General features: G+C 65.1%; 19 protein-coding genes. 9 read left to right on the top strand and 10 right to left on the bottom strand.

Translation table 11 applies throughout. From position 1 onward, the window contains the following. Window positions 1-7: 7 nt before the first annotated feature. Entirely contained in the window at window positions 8-2,854 is a 2,847-nt protein-coding gene (ppc, locus tag FHW64_RS19270) for a phosphoenolpyruvate carboxylase (protein ID WP_184529073.1), read from the bottom strand. A gap of 54 nt (window positions 2,855-2,908) precedes the next feature. Here ppc and hemC point away from each other — a divergent pair, with 54 nt between their 5' ends. The 7 genes from hemC (at window position 2,909) to FHW64_RS19235 (ending at window position 11,102) form a co-directional block, all read left to right on the top strand. After that, window positions 2,909-3,856 carry a hydroxymethylbilane synthase gene (hemC, locus tag FHW64_RS19265; protein ID WP_184529071.1) on the top strand — a complete coding sequence of 316 codons (948 nt, stop codon included), beginning with the start codon at window positions 2,909-2,911 and terminating at the stop codon, window positions 3,854-3,856. 1 nt (window position 3,857) lies between these two features. Further along, window positions 3,858-4,628 (top strand): uroporphyrinogen-III synthase, encoded by a 771-nt coding sequence (locus FHW64_RS19260; RefSeq protein WP_184529069.1) that lies wholly within the window; start codon window positions 3,858-3,860, stop codon window positions 4,626-4,628. Next, the gene (locus FHW64_RS19255; RefSeq protein WP_184529067.1) at window positions 4,625-5,701 is read left to right on the top strand and encodes a uroporphyrinogen-III C-methyltransferase; all 1,077 of its coding nucleotides are present in this window, start codon (window positions 4,625-4,627) and stop codon (window positions 5,699-5,701) included. Before FHW64_RS19260 ends, FHW64_RS19255 begins: the two co-directional genes overlap by 4 nt. Window positions 5,702-5,706: 5 nt before the next feature. Beyond that, complete coding sequence (locus tag FHW64_RS19250) at window positions 5,707-6,990, top strand: heme biosynthesis protein HemY (RefSeq protein ID WP_184529065.1); 1,284 nt, start codon at window positions 5,707-5,709, stop codon at window positions 6,988-6,990. A gap of 248 nt (window positions 6,991-7,238) precedes the next feature. After that, on the top strand, window positions 7,239-8,402 hold the full coding sequence (locus tag FHW64_RS19245; protein WP_184529063.1) for a polysaccharide biosynthesis/export family protein: 1,164 nt from the start codon (window positions 7,239-7,241) through the stop codon (window positions 8,400-8,402). Between the two features lie 16 nt (window positions 8,403-8,418). After that, complete coding sequence (locus FHW64_RS19240; RefSeq protein ID WP_184529061.1) at window positions 8,419-8,856, top strand: low molecular weight protein-tyrosine-phosphatase; 438 nt, start codon at window positions 8,419-8,421, stop codon at window positions 8,854-8,856. Further along, a complete protein-coding gene (locus FHW64_RS19235; protein ID WP_184529059.1) occupies window positions 8,856-11,102 on the top strand; it encodes a polysaccharide biosynthesis tyrosine autokinase in 2,247 nt (748 codons plus the stop codon). Before FHW64_RS19240 ends, FHW64_RS19235 begins: the two co-directional genes overlap by 1 nt. 55 nt (window positions 11,103-11,157) lie before the next feature. Here the strand turns inward: FHW64_RS19235 and FHW64_RS19230 are convergent, their stop codons facing one another. The 9 genes from FHW64_RS19230 to FHW64_RS19190 all read right to left on the bottom strand — a co-directional run bounded on the left by FHW64_RS19230 (window position 11,158) and on the right by FHW64_RS19190 (window position 23,234). Further along, a complete protein-coding gene (locus tag FHW64_RS19230; RefSeq protein ID WP_184529057.1) occupies window positions 11,158-12,390 on the bottom strand; it encodes a glycosyltransferase WbuB in 1,233 nt (410 codons plus the stop codon). A 6-nt stretch (window positions 12,391-12,396) separates the two neighbouring features. Beyond that, on the bottom strand, window positions 12,397-13,608 hold the full coding sequence (locus FHW64_RS19225; RefSeq protein ID WP_184529055.1) for a glycosyltransferase: 1,212 nt from the start codon (window positions 13,606-13,608) through the stop codon (window positions 12,397-12,399). Next, a complete protein-coding gene (gene wzy / locus FHW64_RS34755; RefSeq protein ID WP_184529053.1) occupies window positions 13,605-14,957 on the bottom strand; it encodes an O-antigen polysaccharide polymerase Wzy in 1,353 nt (450 codons plus the stop codon). The genes FHW64_RS19225 and wzy overlap by 4 nt, the downstream gene beginning before the upstream one ends. Continuing rightward, window positions 14,954-15,631 carry an acyltransferase gene (locus FHW64_RS34750; RefSeq protein ID WP_184529051.1) on the bottom strand — a complete coding sequence of 226 codons (678 nt, stop codon included), beginning with the start codon at window positions 15,629-15,631 and terminating at the stop codon, window positions 14,954-14,956. Before FHW64_RS34750 ends, wzy begins: the two co-directional genes overlap by 4 nt. After that, window positions 15,628-16,602: a hypothetical protein gene (locus FHW64_RS19210; protein WP_184529049.1), complete on the bottom strand. Its 975-nt coding sequence runs from the start codon at window positions 16,600-16,602 to the stop codon at window positions 15,628-15,630. The genes FHW64_RS34750 and FHW64_RS19210 overlap by 4 nt, the downstream gene beginning before the upstream one ends. A gap of 28 nt (window positions 16,603-16,630) precedes the next feature. Further along, window positions 16,631-17,596 (bottom strand): GDP-L-fucose synthase, encoded by a 966-nt coding sequence (locus FHW64_RS19205; protein ID WP_184529047.1) that lies wholly within the window; start codon window positions 17,594-17,596, stop codon window positions 16,631-16,633. Between the two features lie 31 nt (window positions 17,597-17,627). Further along, window positions 17,628-19,067 carry a mannose-1-phosphate guanylyltransferase/mannose-6-phosphate isomerase gene (locus FHW64_RS19200; protein ID WP_184529045.1) on the bottom strand — a complete coding sequence of 480 codons (1,440 nt, stop codon included), beginning with the start codon at window positions 19,065-19,067 and terminating at the stop codon, window positions 17,628-17,630. Further along, entirely contained in the window at window positions 19,064-19,786 is a 723-nt protein-coding gene (locus FHW64_RS19195; protein ID WP_184529043.1) for a sugar transferase, read from the bottom strand. The genes FHW64_RS19200 and FHW64_RS19195 overlap by 4 nt, the downstream gene beginning before the upstream one ends. 475 nt (window positions 19,787-20,261) lie before the next feature. After that, window positions 20,262-23,234, bottom strand: coding sequence for an Rne/Rng family ribonuclease (locus FHW64_RS19190; RefSeq protein WP_184529041.1), 2,973 nt, complete (start codon window positions 23,232-23,234; stop codon window positions 20,262-20,264). Between the two features lie 536 nt (window positions 23,235-23,770). Between FHW64_RS19190 and FHW64_RS19185 the strand changes: the two genes are divergently transcribed. Together FHW64_RS19185 and FHW64_RS19180 are read left to right on the top strand one after the other, a co-directional pair. Beyond that, window positions 23,771-24,817, top strand: coding sequence for an RluA family pseudouridine synthase (locus FHW64_RS19185; RefSeq protein WP_409350635.1), 1,047 nt, complete (start codon window positions 23,771-23,773; stop codon window positions 24,815-24,817). Beyond that, the gene (locus FHW64_RS19180; protein ID WP_184529037.1) at window positions 24,814-25,482 is read left to right on the top strand and encodes an HAD-IA family hydrolase; all 669 of its coding nucleotides are present in this window, start codon (window positions 24,814-24,816) and stop codon (window positions 25,480-25,482) included. Before FHW64_RS19185 ends, FHW64_RS19180 begins: the two co-directional genes overlap by 4 nt. Window positions 25,483-25,491: the final 9 nt, after the last annotated feature.

Genomic DNA, 25,491 nt, shown 5'->3' with positions numbered 1-25,491 from the left:
GATGTCGTCAGCCGGTGTTCCTTAGGCCGGCGGCTACGCCGTTGATGGACATGTGGATGCCACTCTGGAGCCGTTCGTCGATCTGGCCGGCGCGATAGCGTCGCATCAGTTCCACCTGCAGGTGGTGCAGCGGGTCGATGTACGGGAAGCGATGGCGGATCGAGCGTTGCATCTCGGCGTTGCCCTCCAGCCGCTGCTTGGCGCCGGTGATGAGCACCAGCGCGTCCGAGGTACGGTGCCATTCGGCGTCGATCATCGAGAAGACCTTCTGCCGCAGCTTGCGGTCGGCGACCAGCTCCGAATAGCGCGAGGCCAGCGCGAGATCGCTCTTGGCGAGCACCATGTCCATGTTCGACAGCAGGGTGCGGAAGAAGGGCCATTGCGCGTACATGCGCTGCAGGAGCGCCTGCCGTTCCTTGCGCGCGGCGGGGCTGCCAGCGTTGGCGAGGAACTTCTCGATCGCCGACCCGAAGCCGTACCAGCCCGGAAGCGTGAGCCGGCATTGGCCCCAACTGAAGCTCCAGGGCACTGCGCGCAGGTCCTCGATGCTTCGGCTCGGGTTGCGTGACGCAGGCCGGGAGCCGATGTTGAGTTCCGCGATCTCGCGGATCGGCGTAGCGCTGAAGAAGTAGTCGCCGAAGTTGGGTGTGTCGTACACCAGCGCCCGGTACGCAGCCATGCTCGCCGAGGAAAGCTCCGCTGCGGCAGCCATGAAGGTGCTCGGCGCGGCCTTGGCGCTCGGCAGCAGGGTGGCTTCGAGCGTGGCCGCGACCAGCGTTTCGAGATTGCGCCGCCCGATTTCGGGATTGGCGTACTTCGAGCCGATCACCTCGCCTTGCTCGGTCAGGCGGATCTGTCCTCGCACCGTGCCCGGCGGTTGCGCCAGGATCGCCTGGTAGCTCGGCCCGCCGCCACGGCCGACCGTGCCGCCGCGGCCATGGAACATGCGGAGGCGGATCGGAACGCGGCTCTCGGCGTTCAATTCATCGAACAGTGCCACCAGCGCGAGGCCTGCGCGATAGAGCTCCCAGTTGCTGGTGAAGATGCCGCCGTCCTTGTTGCTGTCGCTGTAGCCCAGCATCACGTCCTGCTCGGCGCCCGAGCGCTGGATCAGCGCGTGGATGCCCGGCAGCGCGTAGAAGGCGCGCACGATCGGCGCGGCGTTGCGCAGGTCCTCGATGGTCTCGAACAGCGGCACAACGATCAGATCGCATGTTGCGTTCTCTGCCAGGGTCCCGCGCAGTAGGCCGACTTCCTTCTGCAGCAGCAGCGCTTCCAGCAGGTCGCTCACCGTTTCGGTGTGGCTGATGATGTAGTGACGGATGGCGGCCGCGCCGAAGCGGGCACGCGCGGTGCGTGCGGCGGCGAAGATGGCGAGTTCGCTCCTTGCCAACGGGGAGTAGTCTGCATCGGGCACGCGCAGCGGTCGCGCATCATCGAGCAGGCGCAGCAGCAGTGTCTGCTTGGCCTCTTCGGCGAGCGAGGCGTAGTTGGGCTCGATGCGCGCAGTCGCGAGCAACTCCGCCACCACGGCTTCGTGCTTGTCGGAACTCTGGCGCAGGTCGACCGTCGCGAGATGGAAGCCGAACACTTCCACCGCGCGGATCAGCGGATGCAGCCGCTGCGCTGCCAGCACCGCACCGTGCTGGTCGACGAGCGATTCCTCGATCGTGTGCAGGTCGGCAAGGAATTCTTCGGCGCGCAGATAGGGGTTCTGCGGCGGCACCGCATGGCGCGCCGCCTGGCCGCCGGTGAGGTCGCGCAAGGTGGCCGCGAGCCGCGAATAGATGCCGGTGAGCGCGAGGCGATAGGGTTCATCGACGCGGTGCTCGTTCTTGTCGGGCGAGCGTTCTGCGAGCGCCTGCATCTCTACCGACACATCCACCAGCGTGGCCGACAACGACAGCTCGCCGCCGAGGTAGTGCACTTCGGTCAGGTAGTGCCGCAGCGCCAGCTCGGCTTGGCGACGCAGCGCGTATTCGAGCGTCTCGGCGGTGACGTTGGGGTTGCCGTCGCGATCGCCGCCGATCCACTGGCCCATGCGCAGGAACGGCGCCACAGCCAGAGCGGTGCCGCCATCGCCGAGCGACTTCTCCAGCGCAGCGTAGACGCGCGGGATCTCGCGCAGGAAGGTGGCTTCGTAGTAGCTCAGTGCGTTCTCGATCTCGTCCGCGACGGTGAGCTTGGAGAAGCGCAGCAGCCGCGTCTGCCAGAGCTGCGTGACGCGGGTGCGCATCTGCTTCTCGTTCTCCGCGTACTCGATCGGCGTGAGCGCGTCTTTCTTGCCTGCAAAGGCGAGCTGACGCAATGCGATCTCGTCGCGCGCAGCGAGCAGTTGGGCAATGGCGCGCTCCGCATCGAGGATGCTCTTGCGCTGCACTTCCGTCGGGTGCGCGGTGAGCACCGGCGAGACATAGCTGTGCGCGAGCGATTCCACGACCGCTTCCGGCTTGATGCCCGCCTTGCGGATGCGGGCGAGCGCGATCTCCAGGCTGCCTTCGGCGCTTTCGCCGGCACGATCGGCCTCGGTGCGGCGGCGGATCTGATGCCTGTCCTCGGCAAGGTTGGCCAGATGGCTGAAGTAGGTGAAGGCGCGAATCACGCTGACCGTCTCGGCCGCGCTCAGGCCCTTGAGCAGGTTCTTGAGCGCGCGATCGGCGGCATGGTCGGCATCGCGCCGGAAGGCGACCGAGAGCGTGCGGATCTTCTCGACCAGCTCGTACGCCGCCTCGCCCTCCTGCTCGCGGATCACGTCGCCAAGGATGCGCCCGAGCAAGCGGATGTCGGCGATCAGTGGCAGGTCTTCGTCGTTGGCTTTCCGCTTGGGGGCGGCCGGGGCGGGGCTCGTCTTCATCTCGAAACTTCTCCTCGTCGAATAGGCCTGCGGCGAACGTTGCTGCGGCGCAACATGCTAGCATCCCCGCGGTACTTCTCTCTCATTGGAACGGTCTTGAGCAACATCGTGATCGCCACACGCGAAAGTCGACTGGCGATGTGGCAAGCGGAGCACCTGAAGGCGCTCCTGCAAGAACAGGGCCACGCGGTCACCCTCCTGGGCATGACGACGCGAGGCGACCAGATCCTCGATCGCTCCCTGAGCAAGGTCGGCGGCAAAGGGCTGTTTGTCAAGGAACTCGAGCTCGCACTCGAAGAAGGCCGTGCCGACATCGCGGTGCATTCGCTCAAGGATGTGCCGATGGATCTGCCGGAAGGGTTCGCGCTGGCTTGCGTGCTGGAACGCGAAGACCCGCGCGATGCGCTCGTCTCCCCGCGCTTCGAGTCGCTCGATGCCCTGCCGCACGGCGCGGTGGTCGGCACTTCCAGCCTGCGGCGCGTGGTGCTGCTGCGCTCGCTGCGGCCCGACCTGCGCATCGAACCGCTGCGCGGCAATCTCGACACCCGCCTGCGCAAGCTGGACGAAGGGCAGTACGACGCAATCGTGCTCGCCGCGGCCGGCCTCAAGCGACTCGGGCTCGAAGGCCGAATCCGCCAGACGTTTGAACCCGACGCCATGCTGCCCGCAGCCGGGCAGGGCGCGCTGGGCATCGAGGTACGCGCGGATCGCTCGGACTTGATCGAACTCCTCGCACCGCTCTCGAGCCGATCCGACTGGCTGGCCACTGCCGCCGAACGCGCAGTGAGTCGCGCCATGGGCGGCAGTTGCTCGATGCCGTTGGCCGCTCACGCCCGGTGGCAGCCGGAGGGCGGCCTGCGCATCGACGCCGCTTGGGGCGACCCTGAAGGTGCCGCGCCGCTGGTGCGGGTGCACGTGCAGGGGAGCGTGGCGGAATTTGCGCAGGCGGGTGCATTGGGCGAGAACGCCGCCGGCCTCTTGCGCGCGGGCGGTGCTCACTGAGATGTCGCGTCGGCGAGTGATCGTCACCCGACCTGCGCGTGAGGCCTCCAGGTGGGTGGACGATCTGCGTGCTGCGGGGCTCGATGCCGTCGCACTGCCGTTGATCGAGATTGCATCGATCGCGGACCGGAAACCCATCGACGAGGCATGGCAGCGAATCGCTGGCTACGGCGCGCTGATGTTCGTGAGTGCCGCGGCGGCCACGCACTTCCTCGACGGTGCCCGCATCGATGCAGCCTCGCACTGCCGCTTCTGGGCGACCGGCCCCGGCACCGTGCGCGGACTGCGCGATGCCGGCGTCCCCGAATCGTCCATCGACGCGCCCGCGGCCGATGCTGCGCAGTTCGACTCCGAGGCCCTTTGGTCGCTGGTGCGATCGCAGGTGCGTCCCGGCATGCGCGTGTTGATCGTGCGAGGCGGCGATGCGTCCGGTCAGGCCGCGGGGCGCGAGTGGCTTGCGAACGAGATCGCCGGCGTCGGCGGCACTTGCGACGCGGTGGCCGCCTACCGCCGTCTTGCGCCCGCCATCGGTGACGAAGAGCGGCGACTGATTGCCGAAGCCGCCGACGGCTCGGCCATCTGGCTCTTCAGCAGCTCCGAAGCCATCTCGAATCTCCGCGCGCTCGTGCCGGCGATCGAGTGGCGTGCCGCGTGCGCACTTACAACGCACGAGCGCATCGCGCAAGCCGCTCGCACTGCGGGTTTCGGGCGCGTGCACGTGTCCCCGCCGTCTCTGTCGTCGTTGGTCGCGTCGATAGAATCCTTCGCATGAGCGACGCTTCCGTCTTGATCGAGCCTGTGCCAGATCCCGCGGTGCGCGCTGCAGCGCCCACTGCCGCGATGGCCGGCCCTGCCGCCGCAGCCGCCTTGTTGTCCAGATTGCTGATCGGCGTCCTGGCGATCGTCGCGCTCGTGGCCCTCGTGATCTCGATCGCGCTGTGGCAGAAGGTCAGCGGCATGCAGGAACAGCTCGCGCGGCAGAGCGCGGACGCTCTCGCGCAATCGCTCGAAGCCCGCACGCTCGCAAGGCAGGCGCAAGAGGTCGTGCGCGACACGGCGGCCCGGCTTGCACTTACCGAAACACGTGTCAACGAAGTCACGCTCCAGCGGGCGCAACTCGAAGAACTCATGCAGAGCCTCTCGCGTTCGCGCGACGAGAACCTCGTGGTCGATATCGAAGCCGCGGTGCGCTCCGCCTTGCAGCAGGCGCAGGTCACGGGCAACGTCCAGCCGCTCCTCGCGACGCTGAAGGCTGGCGACCAGCGCATCGCGCGCGCCTCGCAGCCGAGACTTGCCCCCCTGCAGCGCGCGATGCAGCACGATGCCGACCGGCTGCGCGCTTCTGCCAGCGCAGACGTGGGCGAGGCGCTACAGAAGATCGATGAACTCATCCGCAACCTCGACGACCTTCCCGTAGTCAACGCGGTGGCGATGCGCGGAAGCGGCAGCGCGCTCCAGGCCGAGCCCGTGCCGCCCGGAGCGCCGTGGTGGGAGCGCGTCCTGCTGACGGTGCGTGGCGAAGCGCGCTCGCTCTTGCGCGTGGGGCGCATCGATCGGCCCGAGGCGGTGCTGCTCACGCCGGACCAGACTTTCTTCCTGCGTGAGAACCTGAAGCTCAAGCTGCTCAACGCACGCCTGTCGATCCTCTCGCGCCAGGTCGAAACTGCACGGGGCGAACTCGCCGCAGTGTCGGTATCGCTCAATCGCTACTTCGACCCGGCATCGCGCCGTGTGCAGGCCGCGGCCACGCTGCTCCAGCAGATCCAGGCGCAGGTGAAGACGACCGAGCCGCCGCGCGTCGATGAAACCCTCGCGGCCCTGGCGACGGCCGCTGCCGGGCGCTAGCGACCATGCGCGCGGCTCTCTGGCTACTCGCACTGTTCGGCATCGCAGCTGCGGTCGCGCTGTTTGCGGGCAACAACCAGGGCACGATCACCGTCTTCTGGCCGCCATGGCGTGTCGATCTGTCGCTGAACCTCACGTTGCTCCTGCTGCTTGCGGCTTTCGTGTTCCTGCACCTGGCTCTGCGCGGCCTGTCGGCCCTGTTCTCGCTGCCGAAGCAGGCTCGGCAATGGCGACTCCAGCAGAAAGAACGCGCCTTGCATGCGTCGCTTCTCGATGCTGCGGTGCAATTGCTGGCCGGGCGCTTCTCGCGTGCCCGCAAGGCAGCCCTGGCCGCGCTGGTGCAGGAGCGCGCGCTTGCTGCACTCGATGCGCGCCTTCCGGCCGCGCCTCAGGTCCGCGTGATGGCGCATTTGCTGGCGGCGGAGAGCGCGCAATCCCTGCAGGACAAGCCCGCGCGCGATGCGCACCTTCAACAGGCGCTCAATGAGAGCGCGGAGCGCGGCGCCATGTCGACGCCGGAGACCCGAGAGGGCGTGCAGCTGCGAGCGGCCCGTTGGGCGCTGGACGATCGCGACGCGCCGGGCGCTCTCGCGCGCCTGGAAGAGCTGCCGCACGGCGCGCAGCGACGCACGCTGGCCCTGCGTATCCGTCTGAAAGCTGCGCGGCAAGATCGCCGGACGCTGGAGGCGCTCGAAACCGCGCGTCTCCTCGCGAAGCACCGCGCGTTCTCGGACTCGGGTGCGCAGAGCATCGTTCGCGGCCTCGCGACCGAACTGCTCTCGGGCGCATACGACCCAGCGCAGCTTCTGCGCGCGTGGAACGAATTCGAGACCACGGAGCGCGAGATTCCGGAAGTTGCGATCCACGCGGCCCAGCGCATGGTCACCCTGCGCGGCGATCTGTCTGTGGCTCGCGCGTGGCTGCTGCCGGTCTGGGAGCGGATGATCCAGCAGCCGCAAAGTCTGGGTGAGTCGCTGCGCGTCAAGCTGGTGCGCGCACTCGAAGCGGGGCTGGACTCGGTGGACGCGGACTGGCTCTCTCGCATCGAGTCCGCCCAGCGCAACAACCCGCGCGATGCCAATCTGCAGTACCTCGCGGGCATGGCCTGCATGAAGCGCCAGTTGTGGGGCAAGGCGCAACAGTTGCTCACACAGGCCGGATTGGGCTTGCAGGACGCCAACCTCCATCGGCGGGCTTGGCAGGCACTGGCCCAGCTCGCCGAGGCGCGCGATGACGCCGATCAGGCGTCCGCCGCATGGAAGCGCGCCGCGCAAACAGAGAATCCCTGATCTGGCCAGACTGCGTGCGGCCTTGATGCTATTGATTCTGTAGCAGCGAATCAGAAAAAAGACCCCTCGAATTCGCTGTATGTCGGCAAATTCCTCCTTTTGATGAAGTCTTTTGGTGTACTTCGTTGAAGGCGTTCATCCACCTTACGCACTAAGCCAATAAAGGGTTTGAGTCGTTACCTTTCCTGAGGTACAGTGGTAACTGTTTGCAAAAGTATTCATTTCGGGGTCACCATGCGAGGTCGGTTTTGAAGCGCTATTTCCTCCAAGCCGGTTGCCTGGCTGCGGTCGCTTTGCTGGTTCAAGGCTGTGCACCTCTGGCTCCGGGGTTCAGTTCCGCCAGCAACGACGCAGCCAAGGCTGTCTCGCCCTCCGGCTTTTCGACCAACGAGATCGATCCGCCACCGCCAGGCGCCATTACGGAAATCACGCCTGAACTGATCCAGGCGCAGCGTGCCGCGACCGCCAAGTCGACCGTCGGGTCCGAGGTGCGAAAGCTCATTGGTGAGGCCGGGCCGTATCGCATCGGTCCGGGAGACGTGCTGGGCATCCAGGTGCTGGACCATCCCGAAATCATTTACAGCACCCCGCCTTCCGCCGGCGGTGGAGACGGCGCAGCAGTGACTGCGGCCCCTGGGTACATCGTGTCGGTCACTGGCCAAATGAGCTTTCCGTATGCGGGCTCGCTCAATGTCAATGGCATGACCGTCGAGGAAGTGGAGCAGGCGCTCGTCAAACGCCTGTCGCGCGTCTACCGCGATCCGCAGCTTAGCGTGCGCGTCAACGCCTTTCGAAGCAAGCGCGCATATATGGAAGGCGAGATCCGTACGCCTGGCCTGATGGTGTTCAGCGACATCCCGATGACGTTGGCCGAGGCCATGAACCGCGCCGGCGGGCTGACGACCAATGGCGACCGTTCGGCGATCGAGCTCACGCGCGACGGCAAGATGACGCCGTTGAATCTCCTGGCTATGGCTGATGCGGGGATCGACCCGAGCCGGATCCTGCTGAAGCCGGGCGACATGCTGTACTTCCGCAGCCGTGATGAAACCAAGGTTGGGGTCCTGGGTGAGGTCACCTCGCAGCTGGGTGTGCCGATGCGCAATGGCCGGTTGAGCCTGAGTGATGCTCTGATCGAGGCCGGCGGCCTGAATCTGAACACCGCCAACCCGATCCAGATCTATGTGATTCGCAACGAGCCGACGGGCGGCCAGTCGATCTTCCACCTCGACGCGAAGACGCCGACGGCCCTCGCGATGGCGGATGGCTTTGCGCTGCGGGCCAAGGACGTGGTGTTCGTGGATCCGGTGCCACTGGTCAAGTGGAACCGCGTGCTCAACCTGGTTCTGCCAACTGCAACGACCTGGACCACCTATCGCGGTGTCGTCACCCCGACGGGGTCCGGTCGATAACTGTCTGATTGCGAACATGCGAAACGTCCTTGTCGTGTGTCTTGGAAACATCTGCCGCAGCCCGATGGCAGCGGGGCTGTTCAGTGCGGCGCTTCCTCGTGCGCAGGTCACATCGGCGGGGCTCGAAGCGCTGGTGGGGCGGCCCGCGGACCCCATGGCCCGCGAGTTGATGGACGAGCGCGGGATCAGCATCGCGAAGCATCAGGCGCGGCAACTCGACGTGGAGATGTGCCAGCGTGCCGACCTGATCCTCGTGATGGACCGCGGTCAGCGGCGCGAGGTCGAGGGACGCTATCCATTCGCAATCGGCAAGGTATTTCGGCTCGGCGAGTTCAACGATCGGGATGTGCTTGATCCGTACCGCGCCGGAAAGGACGCCTTCCAGCGTTCGCTCGCCTCCATCGAAGACGGTGCCCAGCAATGGGTTGACCGCATTTCCAGAGTATCCAGTTAATGAACTCCACGCTCACCCCCAAGCCCAACCCCAGCGTATTTGAAACGCCGGAGGAACAGGAGTTCGACATCGGTCGATACGTCGAGGTGCTGCAGGCCAACAAGTGGTTGATCGCCGGCGTCGCGCTCGTGGTCTTCGTGGCCGGGTTTATCTATGCGTCTCTCGAGAGGCCCGTGTACGAGGCCGCCATGGTCATCCAGGTCGAGGAAGGCGGCGGGAAAGGCGTGCTGAACGAGGCGGGCGGACTGGTCGACGTGAAGACGCCTGCCAGCGCGGAAATCGAAATCCTCCGCTCGCGCATGATCGCAGCGAAGGCGGCCGAAACGGCCAATCTCTTCGTCGTCGCGACGCCTCGCTACATCCCGTACATCGGAGGCTGGCTGGCGCGGCGCTCGACGGGCTTGTCGAACCCAGGGTTCCTCGGCCAACCCGGCTACGTGTCCGGCCAGGAATACATCGAGGTCTCGAGGTTCAACTTGCCGGAACCGCTCCAAGGGGCGGGTTTCATCATCACGGCGAAAGACGGCGGGCGCTACGCGCTCTCCGGGCCCGGCCTGAACGAGCCCTTGAGCGGAACGGTCGGCACGATGCTGAAGGCCACCAGTACCAAGGGGCCGATCGAGCTGATGGTCGCCAAACTCGAAGGCAAGCCCGGTGCGGAATTTGATGTCCAGTCGCTGCCCGAACTGCCCACCGTCATCGGGCTCCAGAACAGCCTCAACGTGTACGAGCGCGGCAAGTCATCGGGAATCATCAACGTATCACGGCAGGACACCGATCCGTACAAGCTCACGCGTGTGTTGAACGCCGTGGGAGCGGAATACGTGCGGCAGAACATCGAACGCAAGGCGGCGGAGGCGCAGAAGACTCTCGCGTTCCTCGATGTCCAGTTGCCGCAGTTCAAGAAGCAACTCGAGGCTTCCGAAGACGCCTACAACCGCTACCGGAACCAGAAGGGCACGATCGACTTCTCCCAGGCCGCTTCGATCGCGGTCAGCCAGTCGGTGGATCGCGAGACGAAGCTTCTGGAAGCCCAGCAGCGCCGGCGGGAACTCGAGGCGCGTTTCACCTCCGCCCATCCGCTGGTCCAGACGCTGGATGCGCAGATTGCGGCGCTCCGGTCCGATCTGGGCGAGATCCAGCAGCGCATCAAGCAACTCCCTGATGCGCAGCAGGAAGCGGTGCGCATGGAGCGCGAGGTCAAGGTGAACACCGAGCTGTACCAGTCGCTCCTCAACAACGCGCTTCAACTGCGCTTGGTAAAGGAGGGCAAGGTCGGCAACGTCCGCGTGGTCGACGAGGCCGTCGTGCCGCAGTATCCGATCAAGCCAAACCGCAAGTCCATCATTGGTGCCTCGCTCGCGTTGGGACTGTTCCTCGGCGTGGTTGCCGCCTTCCTGCGCAATGCCTTCGTCGAGCGTCGGATTCGCGATCCGCATGAGGTTGAAATCAATAGCGGCCTGCCGGTGTTCTCGTCCATTCCGGTCAGTTCGCACCAGGATGCGATTGCCAAGCGGCGCTTGAGCGGTGTGACGGGTGTGAGGCTCCTGGCGATCGAGCATCCCGACGATCCCGCGGTGGAAAGCCTGCGAAGCCTGAGAACGGCGATGCAGTTCGCGATGCTCGAATCACCGAACAACCGGGTGCTGATCACCGGGCCGACTCCGGGTGTCGGCAAGAGCTTCGTGTCGGCGAACTTCGCAGCGCTGATGGCGGCTGCCGGGCGCCGCACGCTGCTGATCGACGCCGACCTTCGCCGCGGTCATACGCACCAGTACCTGGGATTGCAACGGCACGGCGGTCTGTCGGAACTGATCGCGGGCAGCTTGACGATCCAGCAGACGGTTCACAAGCAGGTGGTCCAGAACCTCGACTTTCTCGCGACCGGCCAGCTGCCGCCGAACCCGGCCGAGCTGCTGGTGTCGGACTCGTTCAAGACCATGTTGGAGCGTCTGTCGGAGCAATACGACCTGTTGGTGATCGACTCGCCGCCGGTGCTGGTGGCCGCCGACACGAGCACCGTGGCCGCGCACACGGGCACCGTGCTGCTGGTGGCGCGGGCCGACCTGTCGACCATGGGCGAAATCAAGGAAAGCACGCGGCGCCTCGCGATGAGCGGCAAGGCGGCCACCGGGGTGCTGCTGAATGCGATGAATCTCGGCCGCCGGACACTGTCGGCATCGAAGTACGGCCGCTATCGCTACACCCACTACAACTACGAGAGCATCCTGCCCGAAGAGCAGTGATCGCGGCGACCGGATGGCGGCTCGATCGCCGTCGGTCGCGCGCTGAGCCCTCGTTTCAGCGGCGTGCGTCTGCCACGCAGGCTTTCAGGTCGCGCTCGAACTGCCTGAGGACCGCGTCGCGGTCGAAGTTCTCCTCCGCATAGGCCCTCGCCAGGATGCCGAGTTCGCGCCGGCGTTCCGGCTGCGAGGCAAGCGAGAGCACCGCATCGGCAAATGATTTCGGATCGTCCGGCGGCACGGCAACGCCACATTTCGCGGTGACCTGGCCAAGCTCGGTCTCGGGCCTGGCGCCTGCCACCACGGGCCTGCCGCTGCTCAACATGCCTGTGAGCTTCGACGGCATCACCAGATCGGCAGCGTCGGCGCGCTGCGGTAGCAGATGGATGTCCGCGAGCCCGAGGAGATCGCCCAGACGTTCCATCGGCTGCAGATCGAGGAAGCGCACGTTCGCCAGTTTTTCGCAGCGCTTCGCGAGGTCTGCGCGCCCGGCGCCATTGCCGCAAAAGACGAAGTGGAGGTCGCGATGCTCGGCAAGCAGCGAGGCCGTCTCGGCCAGAAGTTCGAGCCCCTGCTTGGCCCCCATGTTGCCCGAATAGAGTGCGACGACCGCATCCGGCGGGATGCCCAGTTCAGCGCGATAGGGGCTCTCGCCGGCGAGGGGGCGGATGCTCGACACGTCAGCCCAGTTGGGCAGGGAGATCAAACGCGCATCCTCGGTCCCCTTGCTGCTCGCGCGCTCCATCATCCGCATCGAGATCGTCGAGATTCGATCGAAACAACGCATGAGCCGGCGCTCCATCGAGGCGACGATGGAGCGTATCCGCTGGCCCTTGAGCAATCCGAGCTCGAAAGCCGCATCGACTTCGTAGTCCTGGATGTGCAGCCACGCCTTTGCGGAGCGGAGCCGCGCGAAGGCAACGGCGGCCGGCGAGCAGAAGAGGGGCGGCTCGGTCACCCACACCACATCCGGCTTCCAGTGCCAATGCGAGAGGAGCGCAGGAATGCTGCTCAGCGCGAAGCTGGCGAGATGGATCAGGCGCCGGGTGCCAGTCACCTTGCGCGGCACCCACAAGGGTGTGCGGATGACCTTGGCGCCGTTCCAGTTCTCGGTGGTGTAGCGCCCCGCGTTGTAGCCGGGCCAGACCGCCCAGTCGGGGTAGTAGGGCGGTGCGGTGACAACGCGAACGTCGTGTCCCTGTGCGGCAAGCCAGGCGACCATCTCGCCTGTGTATTTGCCAATGCCGGTCAGTTCGGGGGCGAAATTGATCCCGTAGACGAGAAGCTTCATTGGCCCTCAGGCAGCGTTTCGAGGTTGATTCGAGGCGCGTTCGAGAGGGCCGAAATGCGACGCGCCGGGCGAGTGGTCGCTGATGATCCGCACGAGCGTCTCCGCCACCTGCTCGATCTGGAAGCGCGCCTGGAAGCAGCGCAGCGCGGCGATGCGCATGGCGGCGACGTCGGAGCGCGACAGAGAAAGCCACTGGCGCAGGGTCGCGATGGTGCCGTCGAGCGTGTCGGGGCCGACCAGTCCGGCGCCGTCCTGCTGGATCTCGCGCCAGATGTTCACCTTGTCGCTGATGAGCACCGGCTTGCCGCAGGCAAGGGCCTCCACGACCGCGATGCCGAAGTTCTCCTGGTGCGAGGGCAGGCAGAACACATCGGAGGCATAGAACGCGCCCCACTTGAGGTCGCCCGACAGCAGGCCGGTCCAGGTGATGCGCTGTGCAATGCCGAGCCGTTCGGCGCGGCTCTTCAGTTGACTCACGAGGCCGTCGTCGCCGGGGCCAGCCATCACGAGGTGCAGGTCCGGCGCCTCGCCAAGCACGCGCGCGAAGGCATCGATGAGAAGGTCGCCGCCTTTCTTCTCGTGAATGCGGCCGAGATAGAGCAGCGCACGCTTGCCCTGGATCTCGGGAAAGGCGGCGGTGAATCCGGCCGCCAGCGCGCGTGCGTTGGTCGGTGGCTGCGAGGTGCCGTATGACCCGACGACTTCTCGCGCCCGATAGAGCCAGAAGGACTGGCGCGCAAGAAGGCGTTCTTCCTCGCAGGTGAAGATCACTGCAGCGGCATCGCGCAACACGCGATATTCAGCCCAGGGCCAGTACAGCCACTTCTTCAGGTGCTTCAGCGGGTAGCGGCGCTTGAACCAGGGGTCGAGCATGCCGTGCGTGTAGACGAAATAGGGCGTCGCCGAACGACCGAGCGCCCGCCACGTTGCGAGGCCGGTGTATTGCCAGAGCCCGTTCACGATCACGGCGTCGTAGTCCGCGGCATGGGCCTGAAGCCACGGGACCACACGGTCGTTGTAGAAATAGCCGCTCGAGGACGGACCCAGCGCCGTCACCTGTCCGGGAAAGGCGGTGACGAAGTCGGCATCGGGCTTGTCGAGGCACAGGATGTCGCCCGGATGGCCGATGGCCGCCAGAGCGTCCCGAAGTCGCCTGACGCCTTCGATGGGCCCGCCGCCGTGTGGATCAACCGATGGAACGAAGTGAAGGAGTCTCACGTTTTCGAGGCACGTCCGGGAAAGAGCTCAAGCCTCGGAAACCGGAAGACCAGGAGTGCAAAAGCAAAGATGATCGACAGGAGCCCATGGGCGGTCAACTGGCCACTGGAGGGCCACGTCATGATCGCCAGCGCGGCGGTGAGCCACACAAGCAGCGGGAAGGGCGAATGGGTCTTTCTCGACAGCCAGATGCTCTTGACGACGCCGATCGCGATCACCAATAGCTTCAGCCCCACGTAGAGGAGCCCCAGCAGTCCGCCTTCGAGCAGGATGCGGCCGCCTTCGGATTCTGCGAGCGCGAAGTATTCGGACGAACCGGTGCGCACGAAATTGGCGAGGTTGGAGCCGTAGCCGACACCCGCTCCCAGCCAGTTGAGGGTCTCGAATACATGGGGTTCCCCCACCAGGATGGTCTGCACACGGGCCCAGAAGTCTTCCGATTCAGACGCCTGCTCGAATCGCGTCTGCGTCACGTCGAGTGCATCCCGGAAGAAGATCATGAAGACTCCGACCAGCAGCAACGCGACGACGACCCCGACCGCGGCCGCCGGCTTCTGCTGCATTCGGGAGAACAGCATCCTGCCGAGCAGGTACACCAAGAACATCATCCCCGACGAAATGACGGCCGTTCTGGAGCCGCTCATCAGCACTCCGACCAGGAGAGCAACGAACACCGCGGTCGCGAAGAGCGTGTGCTTGCTGCGAGGCTTTCGCGCCAACAGCAGACCGAAGACCAATGGCGCCACCAGCCCCATGAACGTCGAATAGCCGGCGGTGAAGCTGAAGGTACCGGTGGTGCGAACCACACCGGCCACGACGGTGTAGATGCCTTCCTCATCGTCGTTGTCCAGCTGCACATTGATCCATGCGCCGGGCGGTGAGTAGTGCTGCAATACGACGAGCGGCGCCATGAAGAGCATCATCCATCCCGCGGTCAGGACGGCTGTTCGATAGTCCGTTTCGTTCATGGAGGCCGCCGCAGCGATGGCAAACCAGGTGTACAGCAGCCAGAAGCGCAGCCCGATCAGGAAGATGATGAGCGAACTCTGCCCTGCGGCGAGCTGGAAGAGGCCCCATCCGACCACCAGCAGCGACCACGCAAACATGGCGGACGTGATCCTCATGTTCTGGCGCAGATAGCCGCGCTTCCATGCGTAGAAGACCAGCCAGGCGGCGCAGAGGTCGCGCAAGCCGATCAGCGGCAGCGACGCCGCGGAGGTCACCCATTTGCGCACTGCGCCTTCGTACACGACGAGGATGAAGACCACCAGAAAAAGCTGCCCCGCACGGCTGAGCGCCTGAGGCCTGCTGGCGGCACGCTGCTGCGTTGGTGAAAGGACGGCGCTCATGGCGTGGGTTTCTGGTTGCCCATCGGTGCCGGTTCGCTCGATGGAATGGCGTCGGCCGAAGTGACGGGGGCGCCTCTGCCGCGGCCCACCCAGGCTTCGTACGGTGCGAGGAGGATGACGGGATCGTAGTCCAGATCGTGAGGCCGCACATCCAGGCGCACGGTGGCGGGATTGCCGGTCGCGACCGCAAATGGCGGGACGTCCTTGGCGACGACCGCACCGGCGCCGACCACCGCGCCGTAGCCGATCGTCACGCCCGGCAGGATCGTCGCGCCGACAGCGATCCATGCGTAGTCCTCGATGCGCACGGGCTTGCTGAACTGTCGCCATGTCGGATCGCCGACATGGTGGCTCGCCGTGAGCACGGTCACGCGGTCATTGATGGCCACGCGCGAACCGATGGTGATCTTTTCGAGCGCGACAAGCTCGGCGTTGTGCGCAATGAAGCTTCGATCGCCGATGCTGATGTTGGAGCCGGGGCCCTTCACGTCATCCGTATCGACCACCGAAAGCATGCCGATTGCCATGCCGCGTGAGCGCAGTTTCCGTCTGTGCAACACGAGGCTCATCAGCGGGCGAAGCTGAAGCGCACGCTTGGCCCACACCACGAGCCAGCGTTTCGAACCGAACGGAGGACGTTCGCGCGAGGTCCAGAGGAACTTCAGTTCGTTCATTTCTGCACCTCCGCGGCCATGGTCTGCAGCGCGGCGATATGGGCGTCGATGCGATGCGGCTCATACCAGTCGCGCGCTTCACGCCCGATGGCCCTGGCGTTCGCTGCCGAGGTGGCCAGTGCCTCGAAGCCCGGGATGTAGTGCACGTTCGGCGACAGGCCGTCGTACGAGCCGTATTCCTTGAAGAGCAACACCGGGCAGATGCCGTGCGCGCAATAGGCTGCAAAGATGCTGCTCTTCGAGACGTAGTCGGATGGGTAGGCGAGGGCACCATAAGCTGCCGTGGCCAACTTGGCGCTGACTTCCGCGGCGGAGAGTCTGCCGTGTGCTACCACGCCTTCCTGCTCGAAGCGCTGGAGCAGTGCCGGATCCTGTTGCGGCGGGCCGATGTCGTGGATCTCGAGCCCCGCGTTTCGTGCTCGCCGGAAGATTTCACCGTCGGCCCACTGGTAGACATTGGCCCGCACGCCCGAACTCCCGAACACGACCATGTGCGGAAGGCGCTCTGTCCCGATGTCGTCCAACTCGCCGACGCTCGAGAACACCGGCAGCACGCGGTGCGGTGCTTCCCGACTTTGGTCGAGCAGCCAGCGGGCGGACTCGCTCCGATTGGTCAGCCAGAAATCGGAAACGGAGAGCAGCTCGCGCGCGATCTGCTTCTGGATGCCGTTGAGCCAGAACGCCGACCCCCAGGGCGGGCCGGAGGCGAAGAGTTCGTGGAAGACCACGCCGAAGGACCTGAACTGATGCCGGAGGCTGCCGATCCGCTTGACCAGCCAGAGAGGTACGCCGCGCTTCTGGAAGCCGTAGCAGCTGAAATGCAGCAGCAGCAAGTCACCGGTCCACGACGATGAGTCGGTGGTGGGACTGAGCTCCATCGGAGGCGCCTGCAACGGGCCACCGACGACGACCGCGTAATCCTTGACACCACCGCTGCCCGGAGGAATGAGCGAGATCGAAGGGCCTGACATCACGCGAATCGTATCGGGAGATCCCCGCTCACGCGACCAGTTCTTCGCTGCGGAAATCTTCGTACGCCTTGGCAATGCCTTCGTGCAAAGGCACTCTGGGCATCCAGCCGAGCTGGCGGATGCGGGAAATGTCGAGCAGCTTGCGCGGCGTGCCGTCGGGCTTGCTCGTGTCGTACTGGATCGAGCCGCGGTATCCCACGACCTCGCTCACCAGTTGGGCGAGTTCGGCAATCGACTGGTCTTCGCCCGAACCGATGTTGATGTGGCTGCTCATCACCTCGGTGTGCGCGGCATAGACCTCGCGGGGGAGGTCCATGATGTGGACGCATGCGCTGGCCAGGTCGTCGACGTAGAGGAATTCCCGCTTGGGTGTGCCGGTGCCCCAGATCACGACCGACGGCGCGTCCGACGTCTTGGCCTCATGGAAGCGGCGGATCATCGCCGGCAGAACATGGCTGTTCTGCGGGTGATAGTTGTCGCCGGGGCCGTAGAGGTTCGTCGGCATCACGCTGCGATAGTCGCAGCCGTACTGGCGGTTGTAGCTTTCGCACAGCTTGATGCCGGCGATCTTCGCGATCGCATACGGCTCGTTGGTGGGCTCCAGCTTGCCGGTGAGGAGCACATCCTCCGACATGGGCTGGGCGGCAAGGCGCGGATAGATGCAACTCGATCCGAGAAACAGCAGCCTGGCGACGCCGTTGCGCCACGACTCGTGGACCACGTTCGCCTCGACCATCAGGTTTGAATAGATGAACTCGGCCGGGTAAGTGTTGTTGGCATGAATGCCGCCAACCTGCGCCGCCGCCATGTACACCTCCTGCGGCTTCTCCTTGGCGAAGAAGGCCCTGACCTGCGCCTGATCGGTCAGGTCAAGCTCGGCGCGACTGCGCGTGATGATGTTGGTGTAGCCCCTGCTGGCAAGGCCGCGCACGATCGCACTTCCGACCATGCCGCGATGACCCGCCACGAATATCGGCTTCCGGAACTCGTTCATTCAGTATCACCTTGACGTTCAAGGATGAGGGTCACGCGAGTTTGCGTTGACTGGTGTCGGCGCCCAACGCGTCTTCGCCGTCGAAACGAACGATGTCGTCATCACCCAGGTAGCTGCCTGTCTGCACCTCAATCACTTCGAGGGTGGTCTTGCCGGCATTCTCCAGACGGTAGACCGCGCCCACGGGGATGTAGATCGATTCGTTTTCCTTCACGAGACGGGCATTGCCGTCGCAGGTCACGCGGGCGGCGCCCTTGACCACGACCCAGTGCTCGGCGCGATGGTGGTGCATCCTGAGCGCGAGCCGGGCGCCCGGCTTCACCGTGAGCCGCTTGACCGCGAAGCGCTCGCCGTCATCGATGCTGTCGTAGGCGCCCCAAGGCCTTGGGACGCGCCGGTGGTTGACCGCCTGGCTCTGACCCTTGGCTGTAAGCAGCGCGACGACGTCCTTGACCTGCTCGACGCAGTCGTTGTGCACCACCAGCAATGCATCCGGCGTGTCGACCACCAGCAGATCCTTGGTGCCCAGCGCCACGACAGGACGAATGGGCGCATGGATGAAGGTGTTAGCCGAACTCATCGCGAAGCCATTGCCGCTGATGCGATTGCCGTTCGAGTCCAGGTCGTGCAGTTCGGCCACCGCATTCCAGCTTCCGACGTCAGTCCAACGTCCGCGGAAGGGGATGACGGCAACGAGGTCGGATTTTTCGAGGACCGCGTAGTCGATGCTCTGGCTGCGGCAGTGCTCGAATGTGGACCGTTCCATGCGCAGGAAGTCACCGTCGACTTCGACTGCCTGAGTCGCAGCCCTGCACGATTTGAGGATGTCCGGCGCATGCGCTTCCAGTGCCTTGATGAGCACCTTGGCCTGTACGAGCAGGATCCCTGCGTTCCAGAAGTTTCCCCCCTCGAGCAGCAACTGCTCGGCGCGAGCCGCCGCTGGCTTCTCGATGAAGGACGCCACCGTATGGCCCGCTTCATCTGCCAGTGGTCCATCGAGCTTGGTCCCCTGACGGATGTAACCGTAGGCGGTACTGGGGAAGGTCGGCTCCACGCCGAACGTCACCAGATGGCCATGCAACGCGGCGGGAATGCCTTTGCGGATCGTGTCGGCGAAGCTGTCGACATCGGGAATGTGATGGTCCGCGGGCGCGAAGAGCAGCAGGTGGTCCGGCTTGCTCAGCAGCGCCACGGCAGCCATCGCGGCGGCAGTGTTCCGCGCAACAGGCTCGAGCAGTTGCCTGCCCGTCACCCGGGCCGCATCCACGCATTCCTGCACGAGAAATCGATGCTCTTCCGATGCCACGCAGGTGACTTCGGTGTTGAGCTTGCGAAGGCGCTCCAGCGTGAGCACCAGCAAGCTCTTGTCGCCGACGAGCGGAACGAACTGCTTCGGAAGCGTCTTGCGCGAGAGGGGCCACAACCGCGTGCCGCTACCCCCGCAGAGAACAACGGGGTGAACGACTGTCACCGCGAACCCTCCCCGCTGACCACGGCGCGGACGGTCCTGAACAGGATCTTGATGTCCAGCCAGAGAGACCAGTTGCACACGTATTCGACGTCGAGTTCCACGCGGCGTGCATACGACAGCCTGTTGCGACCGCTCACCTGCCACAAGCCGGTGATGCCGGGGCGCACTGCGCAGTAGTGCTCCCATCCCTTGCCGTAGAGGCTCCGCTGGCGCTCCATGCACGGGCGTGGGCCGACGAGGCTCATGTCACCCTTCAGGACATTCCAGAACTGGGGGAGTTCGTCCAGGCTCAGCTTGCGGATGAGCATGCCAATCGGTGTAATCCGTGGATCCTTGTCCAACTTCTGGAAGGTGTCCCATTCGGTGCGGGCCATGTCGTTGCGGCTGAGGAACTCATCCAGGACATCCTCGGAGTTCCGCACCATCGAGCGGAACTTGTAGAACCGGAAGCGTTGACCGTTTTCGCCGAGGCGGTTCTGCCAGAAGTGGACCGGACGGCCCATGCTGATCGCCACGCTCAGCGCGACGATGACGTAGAGCGGCCCGAACAGGGCAAAGAACGTGAGTGCGCCCACGATGTCGATCGACCGTTTGACGGTGCGTTCGAAGTAGGACAGTCGGCGCGGCTGTGCGTACGTCGCAGGTGCCGAAGGACCGCCCCCGTCGGGAGAAAAACGTCGGACCACGTTGCCGTTTGCGGTCGAGTCAGAACGAAACATTTGAAATTCTCCCGTAACGGGTGCTGCTTCAATCAGGGGGCGTTCCAGTGTAACGCTTTACTACTATTCGCAAGAATTTGAACATATGCTGCTGCCGTTGTCGTGTCAACAAAAGCGCTACATCTTCCGCCAAACGGTCTAGTCTTTACCTCTGTAAGGTGCGTTGCCACGACGGTTGATGCGATGCAACATGTGCGAACCAAGTGTAGTCCTTTTGTTTAACAACATGTTAATGCTCGCGGGCCTGAATGTGTTGTTTACATACGCCGTTTGGCGAAACGTGACTTTGTGCAGCCACTGCCTCTTGTGCGGCGCAGCATCACAAGTCGCATCGCCCGCGAAATCTCGATACAGGCGAAGAGGGGGTGGCGACAGCAATGAGCTGCCGGGAGCGGGCGCTCACGCATGAAAAAAGCCCGGTGCTTGCACACCGGGCTTGGTTCTTGTGAATCAGGGGCTCAGCGCCCCTTTGGTCTTAAAGACGGGGGCTCGCGTCCTGCGTTGCCTTTTCGAAAGGCAGCACGATGCCCGCGAGATCCCGGCGGGTTTCGACCAGTACCAGCGGACCGTCGTCGAGCACGATGACCGGCGGCCGCTCGCGGGGAACATGAACCGGCTTGGGCTCCGCGTCGATCGCGGCGCGGACTTGCGCCACACGGTCGGCGTCGGAGTTCACCCACTGCAGCCCCGAGCCTTCAGCGATCTGAGCCAGTTCGTCCAAAGGGAGTACGAAGGGCTGGATCTTGGGCATCGCGCGGACGGGCGCAGCGCTTGTCGGAACCACGATCGGCTGCGCCTGGGGCGCGGCAATCACCTCCGCAAGCGCAGGTTCCGCGGGCAGTTGGGCCGTCTGGACTTCGCTCGCCGCGCGTTCCGTCGAAGCAGCGATGTTGATGTCGCCCTCTTCGCGCGGTGCGCGTTCGCGGCGATCACGGCCGTACCGGTCGCGCGAACGGCCGCGACGCTCTTCGCCTTCACGGCGCGGCGCTGCCTCGACGCCTTGCTCTTCAGCCGGTGCTCCATTGAGTTCGGCAACGGATTGTTCCAGAGACGCTTCAGGGCGCGCAGCGCCGTCATTGCGTCGTTCGCGGCGGCCTTCGCCACGTTCACCACGTTCGCCGCGTGGTGCACGTTCTTCGCGGCTGCCGCGACCCGCGCGTTCGCCGGATGCGCCGCCTTCGGCCACTTCGCCGGATTCGCGCGAGGCGTCGCCGCCGCGTTCGCGTCCCGTCTCCATGCCACGCTCCCCGCGATCGCGGCGCTCGCCGCGGCCACGTGGCACGCGTTCGGCCTGGATGGCGGAATCGTTGGCTGCGCCGCTTGCGGCAAGCGCTTGGGCTTCGAGTTGGGCGTCTACCGCCTCCATCGGCTGCTGGCGGACTTCGCTTTCGCGGCGTTCGCCACCGCGACCGCGGCGTTCGCCTTCGCGGCCCTGGCGCGCTTCGCGCGGCTCGCGTGCCTGGTTTTCGGTGCGGGCCTCGTTACGGCCTTCGCGGCGCTCGCCTCCTTCGCGACGATCGCCGTTGCGACCGCCACGGCGTTCGCCATCGCGACCGCTACGGCCTTCGGCGCGTCCACGACGCTGGTCGCCGCCTTCGCGCGGACCGCGTTGCGCCTCGCCGTCTCGGCCAGAGCGGCCTTCGCGACGCTGCTTCGGTGCTTCGACGGGAGCCGGCGCGGGCTCAGGTGCCGCGGAAGGGGCGCCGCCGAAGACGCGCTTGATCCAGCCGAAGAAGCCCGTTTCGGCCGCCTTGGCCTGTGCCGCGGAGGCGGCAGCCGTTGCTGCGGCCTGCGCCGCGACAGGCGCCTGGACGCTTTCGGGCTTCGGGGCCACGACAGGCGCGGGTGCGTCTGGCAGCACGCCCTTGATCACCGGCGTCTGCTTGTTGGTCGGCTCTTGCGAACGGCGCGTCACCGACGTCGGATCCTCGAATTCGTCAGCCATCTTGTAGCTGGCGTCGATGTGGTCGAGGCGCGGATCGTCGTGCTTCAGGCGCTCGAGCTTGTAGTTGGGCGTCTCGAGCGTCTTGTTCGGCACCATCAGCACGCTCACGCGCTGCTTGAGTTCGATCTTTGCGATCTCGGTGCGCTTTTCGTTGAGCAGGAAGGAGGCCACTTCGACCGGCACCTGAACATGCACGGCCGCCGTGTTGTCCTTCATGGACTCTTCCTGAATGATGCGCAGGATCTGCAGTGCGCTCGATTCGGTGTCGCGAATGTGGCCGGAGCCTCCGCAGCGCGGGCAGGGGATGGAGGAGCCTTCGCTCAGCGCCGGCTTCAGGCGCTGGCGGCTCATTTCCATGAGGCCGAACTTGCTGATCGAGCCGAACTGCACGCGGGCGCGATCCTGGCGCAGCGCGTCGCGCAGGCGGCTTTCGACTTCGCGGCGGTTCTTCGACTCATCCATGTCGATGAAGTCGATGACGATGAGGCCGCCAAGGTCGCGCAGGCGCATCTGGCGCGCCACTTCGTCGGCGGCTTCGAGGTTCGTTCGGGTCGCGGTTTCCTCGATGTCACCGCCCTTGATCGCGCGGGCCGAGTTCACGTCGACCGAGACCAGCGCCTCGGTGTGGTCGATCACGATGGCGCCGCCGCTGGGCAACTGCACCGTGCGGGCGTAGGCCGATTCGATCTGGTGCTCGATCTGGAAGCGGCTGAACAGCGCCGCGTCGTCGCGGTAGCGCTTGACCCTGCCTGCGTGCTCCGGCATCACATGAGCCATGAACTGCTGGGCCTGGTCGTAGATGTCGTCGGTGTCGATCAGGATGTCGCCGATGTCGTGATTGAAATAGTCACGGATCGCGCGGATGACCAGCGAGGACTCCTGGTAGATCAGGAAGGCGCCCTTGCCGCCCTTGGCGGCGCCGTCGATGGCGGACCAGAGCTTGAGCAGGTAGTTCAGGTCCCATTGCAGCTCGGGCGCCGAACGGCCGATGCCGGCGGTGCGCGCGATGATGCTCATCCCCTTCGGGTACTCGAGCTGGTCCATCGCTTCCTTGAGCTCGGCCCGGTCGTCGCCCTCGATGCGCCGGCTGACACCGCCGCCTCGCGGGTTGTTGGGCATCAGGACGACGTAGCGCCCGGCCAGGGAGATGAAGGTCGTTAGGGCGGCGCCCTTGTTGCCGCGCTCTTCCTTTTCGACCTGGACGACCAGCTCCTGGCCTTCCTTGATCACGTCCTGGATCCGGGCCTGGCTGGCCGAAACGCCTTCGGCAAAGTATTGCTTGGAGATTTCCTTGAACGGGAGGAAGCCGTGGCGGTCCTCGCCGTAGTCGACAAAGCAGGCTTCCAGCGACGGCTCGACGCGCGTCACGACCGCCTTGTAGATGTTGCCCTTGCGTTGTTCGCGTCCCTCAATCTCGATTTCGTAGTCGAGGAGCTTTTGCCCATCGACGATTGCCAGGCGGCGTTCTTCGGCCTGCGTGGCATTGATCAGCATCCGTTTCATGATGCGTTGTCCTTCTCTATGTTTCGTCTCGTCTACCGGTCCATGACGGACCTAACGATGCACGGACGGCGCGCCGCGAAACGAAGGAATTGCCGCTATGCCTTGGCTTGAACTGCCGCACAAATGCCGGCAGCCGCATCGAGATTCAGCTCAATGCAGGCCAGGGCGGGGGCGCGTGGATGGGTGCGAGCCCAATCGGGTGCTGACTTGCTATCTTTTCGACAGCGACTGGCGCAATGGTGATGCGCACGGCTTGCGGCTCAATGCCTGTGCTCGCCGGCATCAGCCAGCGCAGGACAAGTTGAACCAGTAGCATCAACACGAGGTACTCGCTTCGATCCGCCGGTAGCCTGGAGCTGCCGGCTGGGTATTCCGTAATGGTGTTTCGTGGGCGTCGGCTTGACTCGGATGAAGCGCCCGCCGCCTTGCGCATTAGCGCGCAGCTTGCGGACTCGACATCAAAGCGGCATCGACCTCACAGCGCCTCCTGCGTGCTCTAAACTTCTGATTAATCAAGCACTTACATGACCGCGCTGGTGAAAAATATTATAGGTGCGAAGCCAGGCCCCGGGGCAGCGGAAGTTCGCTTTCTCACGGTTGACGAGGAGTCTGCCGGGCAGCGACTGGACAATTTCCTGTTCCGCCAACTGAAGGGCGTGCCGAAGACGCACGTCTACCGGATCATCCGTTCGGGCGAGGTGCGCATCAATAAGGGCCGAGCGCAGGCAGAGACCCGTCTTTCCGAAGGCGACGTGCTGCGCGTACCCCCAGTGAGGGTCGCTGCGCGTTCGGAAGAGGGGGCGTCGCCGGCCGCGCCACCTCGGGAATTCCCCGTGTTGCACGAAGACGACGCACTGATCGCAATCAACAAACCCGCCGGTGTCGCGGTGCACGGCGGGAGCGGCGTGAGTTTCGGCGTGATCGAGCAACTGCGACGCGCGCGACCGGCGGCCCGTTTCCTCGAACTGGTGCACCGGCTCGACCGCGAGACCTCCGGCATCCTGCTGGTCGCCAAGAAGCGTTCGGCCCTCACGGCGCTGCAGGACCAGTTTCGTGACCGCGAGACCGGAAAGACGTATCTCGCACTGGTCGACGGTGATTGGCCAGCGAACAAGAAGGTGCTCGACGCACCGCTTGCGAAATATCTGCTTCCGGGGTCGACCGGCGGATCTGAGGCGGGCGAGCGCCGCGTGCGTGTGGTGGCCAAGGATCACCCGGATGCAATGCGGGCGGTCACGCTGGTCAAGGTGCTTGCCCGTTTCAATCTGGCGGCGGATGCGGTGCCCGTATCGCTGCTCGCGGTCACCATCAAGACCGGCAGGACGCACCAGATCCGGGTTCATCTCGCCTCGGCCGGCCACGCCATCGTCGGCGACGACAAATATGGCAACTTCGAGCACAACCGGGCGCTGCAGAAGATTGGCCTCAAACGCATGTTCCTGCACGCCTGGCGCCTGCAGTTCAACCATCCCGCGAGTCACGAGCGCATGGCGCTGCAGGCCGATCTCCCGACGGAGCTGAGTGCTCTGGTCTCGCCGGAGGCGCTCGACGTGCTCGCTGCCCATCCATCAAATTCCTCATGACTGACCCACTCTCCCGCCGTTTCGACCTGATTGCCTTTGACTGGGACGGGACGCTCTATGACTCTACGCGACTGATCGTCCGGTGCATCCAGGCCGCCGTGGTGGATGTTGGTGGCGCCAAGCCCAGCGAAAGCGATGCCGCCTGGGTAATCGGGCTGGGGCTTGCCGAAGCGCTTGCAAAGGCGGCTCCCGACGTCCCGCGGGAAAAATATCCGGAACTGGGCGCGCGCTACCGCTTCCACTACCTGCAGCACCAGGACGACGTCGTGCTGTTCGACGGTGTGCTCCCGATGCTGGACGCGCTGCGGGCCCGCGGCCACCTGCTCGCCGTCGCCACCGGCAAGTCGCGCCGGGGGCTGAACGAGGCGCTCGCGACGGTCGCGCTGCGGGACCGCTTCGATGCCTCGCGCACGGCAGATGAGACCTTCGGCAAGCCGCATCCGCGCATGCTGCTGGAGCTCATGGAAGAGCTCGACGTGCCACCCGAACGCACGCTGATGATCGGGGACACCACACACGACCTCCAACTTGCGATCAATGCCGGTTGCGCGAGCGTCGGCGTGAGCTACGGGGCGCACGAACCCGGCGGCTTCGAGCCACTTTCGCCGCTGCACGTGGCGCATTCGGTTTCCGGCCTTGCGGAATGGCTTCTGGGGAACGCGTGAAAATCCGGG

The organism is Variovorax sp. Sphag1AA, assembly GCF_014192575.1.
GTDB lineage: Bacteria > Pseudomonadota > Gammaproteobacteria > Burkholderiales > Burkholderiaceae_C > Variovorax.
Note: the sequence above shows the minus strand (reverse complement) of the source record. Positions and strands in the feature narration are given on the sequence as shown.

Coding starts and splice junctions, on each gene's coding strand:
- ppc (WP_184529073.1), bottom strand. CDS start 2,854: ATGAAGACGAGCCCCGCCCCGGCCGCCCCCAAGCGGAAAGCCAACGAC.
- hemC (WP_184529071.1), top strand. CDS start 2,909: ATGCTAGCATCCCCGCGGTACTTCTCTCTCATTGGAACGGTCTTGAGC.
- FHW64_RS19260 (WP_184529069.1), top strand. CDS start 3,858: ATGTCGCGTCGGCGAGTGATCGTCACCCGACCTGCGCGTGAGGCCTCC.
- FHW64_RS19255 (WP_184529067.1), top strand. CDS start 4,625: ATGAGCGACGCTTCCGTCTTGATCGAGCCTGTGCCAGATCCCGCGGTG.
- FHW64_RS19250 (WP_184529065.1), top strand. CDS start 5,707: ATGCGCGCGGCTCTCTGGCTACTCGCACTGTTCGGCATCGCAGCTGCG.
- FHW64_RS19240 (WP_184529061.1), top strand. CDS start 8,419: ATGCGAAACGTCCTTGTCGTGTGTCTTGGAAACATCTGCCGCAGCCCG.
- FHW64_RS19235 (WP_184529059.1), top strand. CDS start 8,856: ATGAACTCCACGCTCACCCCCAAGCCCAACCCCAGCGTATTTGAAACG.
- FHW64_RS19230 (WP_184529057.1), bottom strand. CDS start 12,390: ATGAAGCTTCTCGTCTACGGGATCAATTTCGCCCCCGAACTGACCGGC.
- wzy (WP_184529053.1), bottom strand. CDS start 14,957: ATGAGCGCCGTCCTTTCACCAACGCAGCAGCGTGCCGCCAGCAGGCCT.
- FHW64_RS34750 (WP_184529051.1), bottom strand. CDS start 15,631: ATGAACGAACTGAAGTTCCTCTGGACCTCGCGCGAACGTCCTCCGTTC.
- FHW64_RS19210 (WP_184529049.1), bottom strand. CDS start 16,602: ATGTCAGGCCCTTCGATCTCGCTCATTCCTCCGGGCAGCGGTGGTGTC.
- FHW64_RS19205 (WP_184529047.1), bottom strand. CDS start 17,596: ATGAACGAGTTCCGGAAGCCGATATTCGTGGCGGGTCATCGCGGCATG.
- FHW64_RS19195 (WP_184529043.1), bottom strand. CDS start 19,786: ATGTTTCGTTCTGACTCGACCGCAAACGGCAACGTGGTCCGACGTTTT.
- FHW64_RS19190 (WP_184529041.1), bottom strand. CDS start 23,234: ATGAAACGGATGCTGATCAATGCCACGCAGGCCGAAGAACGCCGCCTG.
- FHW64_RS19180 (WP_184529037.1), top strand. CDS start 24,814: ATGACTGACCCACTCTCCCGCCGTTTCGACCTGATTGCCTTTGACTGG.